The following is a 6,564-nucleotide window of genomic DNA, read 5'->3' as shown; positions in this document are numbered from 1 at the left end:
GGTTCTGCCCCGGAGCGGGGCAGAACCCGAAGATTGATCACAACATCACACAGGCCCTAGGTGCCTGCGGGGGAGCGGTGGGCCTGCCATGCTTGTAGGGCCGCAGAGCGGCTGAACAGCGAGGCGGTCGGCGGTGGCGGGAGGGCCGGGGGGCCACCTCGCGGCACGGAATCGGCACACATGAGGCCGAGAAGTGCGGAGAGGTCGAGAGAGTCCCGGAGAGACATCTTCGCAGGTCAGCGGCCAAGTGATCGACGTTTCCGCAGGTCAGGGGCTTGCCCGCCGAAAACTTGTAAAGCGGGGGTCGTCGGTTCGAACCCGACAGGGGGCTCCGCGCAGAACGGGAAGGGCCGGTCCGACAGGTGTCGGGCTGGCCCTTCGTCGTTGCTGCGGTCCTGCTCGGGCTGTGCCACGGGCGTGCCAGAAGCGTCCGGTGTGCCGGACGTCGTGGAAGTGGATGTCCGGGGAGACACCGGCCTTGGCCTTGGCGGCTCCTGGAGAACCCGGGTGCGGCGAAGCTGCCCGATCGAGGAGGGAACCACCCGCTCAGCCCGAAGTGTGCCGGCGGCGCTCGGCACTGTCGACCTTGGTCCGGACGGGACATCCGCCGAAACAGCGCCGCCGCCCGGTGTACAGCCGTAGGCTTCGCACAAACTTCGTGATCATCCTCAGGGGGGCCTGCATGAGTGACTACGTTGACCACGCCAACGCTGCCCGCGCGTACCTGGACCGGCTGCCAAAGCATGTGTCGCCCGATGCTCTCGTCGGAGCCGCGAAGATCGAGGCGTACCTCGCGTTCGCCGCCATCCTCGCGCGCCATCTTGAAGCCCCGGCCGACAGGTCCCGTCCGGCCCAGTAGCGGGGGTCGTCGGTTCGAACCCGACAGGGGGCTCCGCGCAGAACGGGAAGGGCCGGTCCGACGGGTTGTCGGGCCGGCCCTTCCGTCGTGTCCGGGGTCAGTTCGGGGGGAGGGTGAGGGTGGCGAGGGCGCCGCCGGCGGGGTGGTTGGCGAAGGTCAGGGTGGCGCCGATGACGCGGGCGTGGCCGGTGGCGATGGTGAGGCCGAGGCCGTGGCCGCGGCCGCGTTCGGGGGCGTTGGTGCGGAAGCGCTGCGGGCCGTGGCGGAGGAGGTCCTCGGGGTAGCCGGGGCCGTGGTCGCGGACGGTGATCCGCGGGCCGTCGACGTGCAGGTGGACCGGGCCGGTGCCGTGGCGGTGGGCGTTGAGGATGAGGTTGCCGAGGATGCGGTCCAGCCGGCGCAGGTCGGTGCGGACCTGCCGGTCGGCGGTGATCTCGACGGTGACGTCCAGGCCGGTGAGGGTGACGGTGCGGCGGGCCGCGCGTTCGAGGGGGACGGCGGAGAGGTCGGGGGACTCGGCGTCGGCGTCCAGGCGGGAGACCTCCAGCAGGTCCTCGACCAGGCCGCGCAGTGCCTGGACCCGGTTCTGCACGAGCTGGGTGGGGCGGCCGGGCGGCAGGAGTTCGGCGGCGGTGACGAGGCCGGTGAGCGGGGTGCGCAGTTCGTGGGCGACGTCCGCGGTGAAGCGCTGCTCGTCCTCCAGTCGGCGGTGCAGGGTGCGGGACATCAGGTCGACGGCGGCGGCGAGGTCGGCGACCTCGTCCTTGCCGTCGACGAGTTCGCCGATCCGGGTGTCCGTCCCGCCGGCCGCGATGCCGCGGGCGGCGGTGGCCGCGGTGCGCAGCCGGCGGCTGATCCGGTCGGCGACGAGCACGCCGGCCAGCACGGTGGTGAAGACCGCGGCGACGACGGTGAGCAGGATGATCCGGTCCAGGTCGGCGATGGCCTGGCGGTCCTGGGTGAAGTCCACCCGGACGGACACCACCCCGTCCGGCACCGGGCCGGCCGCCCACATCGACTCGCCGGTGCCGTCGGCGACGAGCAGCGAGCCGTGCCGGTCGTCGGCGGCGAGGGCGCGCAGCCGCTCGGGCAGCGCCGGGTCGTTCAGGACGGCGCCCCGGCCGACCGCCTTCCCGCCGCCGCGCTCGTAGTCGTTCAAGGCGGAGTCGAGGGTGGCGAGCGAGGAGGAGCGGGCCTGGTCGACGTGCTGGCGGATCATCGCCTGGTGGACCAGCAGGCCGACGGCCACCGCGACCAGGACGGCGATGGCGGCGACGGCGGCGGCGATCTGGCGGCGCAGGGTCATGCCGGGCGCCGCAGCTTGTAGCCGAAGCCGCGGACGGTCTCGATCCGGCCGGAGCCGATCTTGGCGCGCAGCCGCTGCACGTGGACGTCCACGACCCGGGTGTCGGCGCCCCACTCGTAGTCCCAGACGCGTTCGAGCAGGGTGGAGCGCTCCAGCACGATCCCGGGCGCGGCGCTGAACTCCAGCAGCAGCCGCAGTTCGGTGGGGGTGAGCGGGACGAGGCGGTCGTCCACCCGGACCTCCATGCTGTCGGTGTCCACCCGGAGGCCGTCGAAGCTGCGGACGGACGGAAGGGTGGGCGGGGACGGCGGAGCGGGCGAAGGGGCGGGCGGGGACGGCGAGGACTGCGGGGGCGGAGCGAACGGGGCCGGCGGGGCGTCGGCCGCCGGGGCGACCGGGACGCGGCGCAGCACCGTACGGATCCGGGCGACCAGGACGGCGCTCTCGAAGGGCTTGACCACGTAGTCGTCCGCCCCGGCCTCCAGCCCGGAGACCACGTCCACCGGGTCGGTCCGGGCGGACATCATCAGGATCGGCAGCTGGCTCTCCTCCCGGATCCGGCGGCAGAGGCCGACCCCGTCGAGCAGCGGCAGCATGACGTCCAGCAGGAGCAGGTCGGGCCGGACGGCGTGGAAGGCCTCCAGGCCCTCCAGGCCGTCGGCGGCGGTGGTGACCGGGAAGCCGTAGCGCTCCAGGGCCATCCGGGTGGCCTCGCGGATCACCTCGTCGTCCTCGACCAGGAGGATGTGCGGGTGGGCGGGGGCGGCGGCGGGGGCTGCGGGGGTCATCGCTTCGCTTCCGGGAGCACGGCGGGGACGGAGGGCGCGACGGGCGCGCCGGGCGCGCCGGGCACGGAGGGGGCGGAGGGCACGGAGGACGGCCGGGCGCCGCGCGGGGACGGGACGGCGGCCTCGGGGGCCGACTGCTTCGGCGCGTACGGGGCGGGGCGGGGCGCCGGTCCGGGGTCGGGGACGGCGGTGGCCGGCCGGCCGGCGTCCGGGCCGGTGGACGGGAGCGGTATGACGCCCTCGTCCCTGCGTTCGTTCAGGGTGAGCCTCTTGCCGTCCCACGCGTAGTGGCTGGTGGTCCGGGCGTCGACGCTGGTCGGCTCGATCAGCCACAGGTCGGTGCCGATGGTCGAGGCGTTGAACGCCGGCTGGACCCGCACCCGGAGGACGGGCAGCAGCCGGTCCTCGGCGAGGGCGTAGACGTGCAGCACGGCCCGCCCGGGGGTGGTGACGACGGTGATCAGCTCGGGCTGCCCGTCGCCGGTGAGGTCGCGGAACTCCGGGGCGCGGACCTCGCAGCCGGCGCAGGAGCCGAGTGCCTGGCGCTCCTCCTGGTCGACGTCCGGGTCCTTGGCGAGGACGGTGCGGACGTCGACCGCGGTGATGTCGCGCCCGGGGACGGTCACGTCCGGTACGGGCTGCGGCGGTTCCTGGGTGGTGTCGGTCGCGGACGCGGCCGGCGGCGGGGAGGTGGGCAGGTCCGGCCAGAGCGGCTGGGACACCGCCGGCGGCCTGACGGCCCGGGCCGGCCCCTGGTCGCGCAGCTCGCCGGGGGTGGCCCGGCCGAAGGCCAGGGCGGCGAGGGCGAGGACGACGACCAGGCCGGCCAGGGCGGCCACCGGGACGGCGCCGGGACGGCGGCGGGGTGGTGGGGGTGCTGTTGCTGCCACGGTCGGTGCTCGTCCTCCTGCCGGGCCCGCGCTGTCCGCGCTGCCTGCTCTGCCTGCTCTGCCTGCGTCCACGGCGACGGTCCGGCTCGTCGCCTCCCGTCGCCGCCCCGGTGGTAGGTCGTGCGGGCGGTGGCCGGCGGTTCCCCGACGGCGGTTCGTGCACCGTCAGGCCAGGTCCGCCAGCACGATGATGTTGTCCGTCCAGTGGCCGTCCGAGCCGATCCGGCCACCGCAGGTGATCAGCCGGAGCGCGGGCGCGGGCGTGTCGCCGTACACCTGCTCGGTCGGGAAGCGGTCCTTGGCGGCCTGGAGCAGCTCGCGGACCTTGAAGTCCACGGTGCCGCCGTCCGCGCGCCGGATCCGGATGAGGTCGCCGGGGCGCAGTTTCGGCAGCTGCTTGAAGACCGCCGGGCCGTGCACGGTGTCGTAGTGCCCGATGAGCACGGCGGGGCCGGCTTCGCCGGGGGTGGGGCCGTTGCGGTACCAGCCGACCTCCTCGCCCCGGTCGGCCGGCGGTACCTCGACCGTGCCGTCGGGGTTGAGGCCGAGGTCGGTCACCGGTGCGTCCACCCCGACGGAGGGCACCAGCAGGCGGGTCGGCGGCGAGGAGGCGTACGGCTTCGGGGCGGCGGGTGCGGTGCCGGTCGTGGCCGGGGCGCCCGGGGTGCCCGGGGTGCCCGGGGCCGCCGGGGTGTCGGCGCCGGTGCCGTGCCCGGAGGTCTCGACCCGCACCACCGGGGTCTCCCGGCCGGACAGCGCGAGCGAGGTGCCGAGCACCAGGCAGAGCAGGCCCGCGGTGCCGAAGGCGGTACGGCGCAGCGGGCCGGGGCCGGGCCGGGCGGCGCGTCGGCGCCCCCGCCGGTGGCCCGGGGCGCGTCGGTGGCTGTCGGTCCCCGCCACCGGGGCGGCCCCGGCGCCGCTTCCCCGACTGGCCGGGTACGGGGAAGCGGCGCCGGGGTGCCCGGCGGACTCGGGACCGGTGTCAGCCGCGCGCACCGGAGCGGCGGCGCAGGAGGGCGAAGCCCAGGCCCGCGGCGCCGACGGCCGCGACGGTGCCGCCACCGGCGAGCATCAGGCCGGAACCGTCGGAGGCGGTGGAGCCGTCACCGGCCTGTGCGGCGCCCTTGGGCACCTCGCGGACCTGCGGCTGGGCGCCGCCGGGGGCGGCCGGGGCCGGGGCGGCGCCCTTCGGGGCGGCCACGGCCGGCGAGGCCTCGGGCTTCGGGGCGGCGGAGGGCGCGGCGGGCGCGGGCGGGGCGGTCCGCACCGCGGCGTCGCCGGCCGGGGCGGCGGAGGGCGCGGCCGGCTTCGGCGCGCCGTCGGCCCAGGCCTGCCCGCCGGTGACGGTGGCCAGCAGCGCGGCGCCGGTCAGGGCGCAGGCGGCCAGGACGCGGCGGGCGGGGGAGTGGTGGGTACGGCTCCTGCTCATACGGGGTGTCTCCATCGTGCGTCGGTCGGTGGGTGGTGGCCGCCGGTCCGCGGTGCGGTCCGCGGTGCGGTTTCGCGGGCCCCGGCGGGCCGGTGTCGTGGGACGTCCGTCGTCGGCGCCGGACGCGTACGTCCTCGTCGCGGACGCCCTCCGGCCGCTTCACCCGGTTCGACGGGTTCGGCCGGTGGCGTCGGGGATGACGCTAGGAGGGCCGTGTCGCGGTCCTCGGCCGGTCGTGTCACGGCCGCCCATCGGCTGCGTAACGGTGCGGACGGGGCCTCCGGAAAGCCCGACGCTGCCTCCACCCCTGCCCTGCCCTACGGCCCTGCCCTACCGGCCCGCCCTACCGCCCCGACCGCAGGCGGCGGAGGGTCCAGCCCGGGCCGAGCGGCCGGGTGTGGGCGGTGAAGAGTTCGGCGGCGCGGCGGTAGGAGAGGCGGGCGTGGCCGGTGTACGGGCAGCGGTCGCGGTCGGGGGTGCCGGCGGGGGCGCGGCGGTCGGTGAGGAAGAGCGGGCCGGTGGCGCGGCCGGCCACCAGGAGGGGGAGCAGCCGGGCGGTGCCGGACTGCCAGTACACCGGGGTGCCGGGCGGGCGGGTGCGTCGGCGGGGCGGGTCGAGGTGGTCGGTGTCCAGGGCGAGGACGGTCTCGATCGCGGCGCCGGACTCGTGCAGCAGGTGCCAGAGCGCCTGCTCGCGCAGCGGCGCGCGGAGGGCGAACAGGGCGCGCAGTTCCTCGGGGCTCAACGGGCCGGTGGCCGTGGCGGGTTCGGGCAGTGGGCGGGGGAGCAGGCCGGTGGTCGGGTCGCCGTCGAGCCAGCCGCGGGCCCGCCACCAGGCCACGGCCGCGCAGGGTGGAGAGCTCCCGGTTGAGGGTGCGCGGGTCGGTGTCGGCGCCGCGCCGGGCGGCCGCGGCGCGGAGCCGCTCGGCGGCGTCGGGGTGGTCGAGCAGGGCGAGCGGCAGGACGGGCGGCCGGGCCCGTCGCCGTTCGGGGCCGGTGGGGGCGGGCCGGTCGGCGAGTGCCCAGGCCCAGGTGTCCAGTGCGATCCGGTAGATCCGCCGGGAGCCGTCGGCGAGCCCGGAGGCGGCCAGGTAGCGCTCGACGGCGACGGCGTATTCGACCGGTGGGAGTGCTGTCGCGGTTCCTGTCACGATCGCCTTCTTCCGAAATCCAAGTGCCGCAGTAAATCACTGTTCCGGGACATCTAAACCATAGTCGCTGGGCGCAGTAAACGGCAGGTGGAGAGCCATAGAGGTGTGAATTTACTGCGGTAGAGCAAATCCTCGTCGAAT

The 6,564-nt window shown here is 75.9% G+C and carries 7 protein-coding genes; 1 reads left to right on the top strand and 6 read right to left on the bottom strand.

Going from position 1 to position 6,564, the window contains the following annotated elements; translation table 11 throughout:
• The first annotated feature begins 682 nt into the window (after positions 1–682).
• Complete coding sequence (locus ACWDCZ_RS21245; protein WP_158077680.1) at positions 683–859, top strand: hypothetical protein; 177 nt, start codon at positions 683–685, stop codon at positions 857–859.
• Positions 860–956: 97 nt separating this feature from the next.
• On the opposite strand, the gene ACWDCZ_RS21240 is transcribed toward ACWDCZ_RS21245, so the two are convergent.
• The 6 genes from ACWDCZ_RS21240 to ACWDCZ_RS21215 form a co-directional block, all read right to left on the bottom strand.
• Positions 957–2,165 (bottom strand): sensor histidine kinase, encoded by a 1,209-nt coding sequence (locus tag ACWDCZ_RS21240; protein WP_449816643.1) that lies wholly within the window; start codon positions 2,163–2,165, stop codon positions 957–959.
• Positions 2,162–2,953, bottom strand: coding sequence for a response regulator (locus tag ACWDCZ_RS21235; protein WP_380781435.1), 792 nt, complete (start codon positions 2,951–2,953; stop codon positions 2,162–2,164). Before ACWDCZ_RS21235 ends, ACWDCZ_RS21240 begins: the two co-directional genes overlap by 4 nt.
• Positions 2,950–3,843 carry a hypothetical protein gene (locus ACWDCZ_RS21230; protein WP_449816642.1) on the bottom strand — a complete coding sequence of 298 codons (894 nt, stop codon included), beginning with the start codon at positions 3,841–3,843 and terminating at the stop codon, positions 2,950–2,952. Before ACWDCZ_RS21230 ends, ACWDCZ_RS21235 begins: the two co-directional genes overlap by 4 nt.
• A gap of 165 nt (positions 3,844–4,008) precedes the next feature.
• On the bottom strand, positions 4,009–4,743 hold the full coding sequence (locus ACWDCZ_RS21225) for a class F sortase (protein WP_449816641.1): 735 nt from the start codon (positions 4,741–4,743) through the stop codon (positions 4,009–4,011).
• An 82-nt stretch (positions 4,744–4,825) separates the two neighbouring features.
• Positions 4,826–5,272: a hypothetical protein gene (locus ACWDCZ_RS21220; RefSeq protein ID WP_079271955.1), complete on the bottom strand. Its 447-nt coding sequence runs from the start codon at positions 5,270–5,272 to the stop codon at positions 4,826–4,828.
• Positions 5,273–5,615: 343 nt separating this feature from the next.
• Positions 5,616–6,113 carry a hypothetical protein gene (locus ACWDCZ_RS21215; RefSeq protein WP_449816640.1) on the bottom strand — a complete coding sequence of 166 codons (498 nt, stop codon included), beginning with the start codon at positions 6,111–6,113 and terminating at the stop codon, positions 5,616–5,618.
• Positions 6,114–6,564 lie beyond the last annotated feature (451 nt).

The sequence above is a fragment of the Kitasatospora sp. NPDC001225 genome (assembly GCF_053597855.1).
The sequence above is the reverse complement of the archived record's forward strand: the minus strand, read 5'-3'. Positions and strand labels throughout refer to the sequence as shown.

Coding starts and splice junctions, on each gene's coding strand:
- ACWDCZ_RS21240 (WP_449816643.1), bottom strand. CDS start 2,165: ATGACCCTGCGCCGCCAGATCGCCGCCGCCGTCGCCGCCATCGCCGTC.
- ACWDCZ_RS21235 (WP_380781435.1), bottom strand. CDS start 2,953: ATGACCCCCGCAGCCCCCGCCGCCGCCCCCGCCCACCCGCACATCCTC.
- ACWDCZ_RS21220 (WP_079271955.1), bottom strand. CDS start 5,272: ATGAGCAGGAGCCGTACCCACCACTCCCCCGCCCGCCGCGTCCTGGCC.
- ACWDCZ_RS21245 (WP_158077680.1), top strand. CDS start 683: ATGAGTGACTACGTTGACCACGCCAACGCTGCCCGCGCGTACCTGGAC.